A 403-nucleotide genomic window follows, 5' to 3' on the forward strand; every position below is an offset into this window, starting at 1 on the left:
TCGCAAATCAGGGAAAATACTGACTATTCACCAGCAAGCGTGAAATTACAATCGCAAAAGAGGTGGCCCAGGGGGATCACCTGGCAGCATGCTGCCAGGCGCTGGGCCGAAGAGGTTACTTAGTGCAGTTCGCGCACTGTTTGTTGACGATTTGCTGGAAGAAGTCGTTACCTTTGTCATCGACCAGGATAAACGCCGGGAAATCTTCTACTTCGATTTTCCAGATAGCTTCCATACCCAGCTCCGGATAAGCGACGCACTCCAGATGCTTGATGCTCTGCTGCGCCAGTACCGCCGCCGGACCGCCGATGCTACCGAGGTAGAAGCCGCCGTGTTTATGACACGCGTCGGTAACCTGCTGACTGCGGTTACCTTTCGCTAGCATGATCATGCTGGCGAAAGG

1 protein-coding gene is annotated in these 403 nt (G+C 53.8%); it reads right to left on the reverse strand.

Annotated elements, in window-relative coordinates; all coding sequences use genetic code 11:
- Positions 1 to 115: 115 nt before the first annotated feature.
- Positions 116 to 403 (reverse strand): fumarate hydratase C-terminal domain-containing protein (locus EEB19_RS26595; RefSeq protein WP_187590312.1); only part of this gene is annotated, 288 nt, incomplete at its 5' end.

The organism is Gordonia sp. OPL2 (genome assembly GCF_003797825.1).
In the GTDB taxonomy this organism is placed as follows: domain Bacteria; phylum Actinomycetota; class Actinomycetes; order Mycobacteriales; family Mycobacteriaceae; genus Gordonia.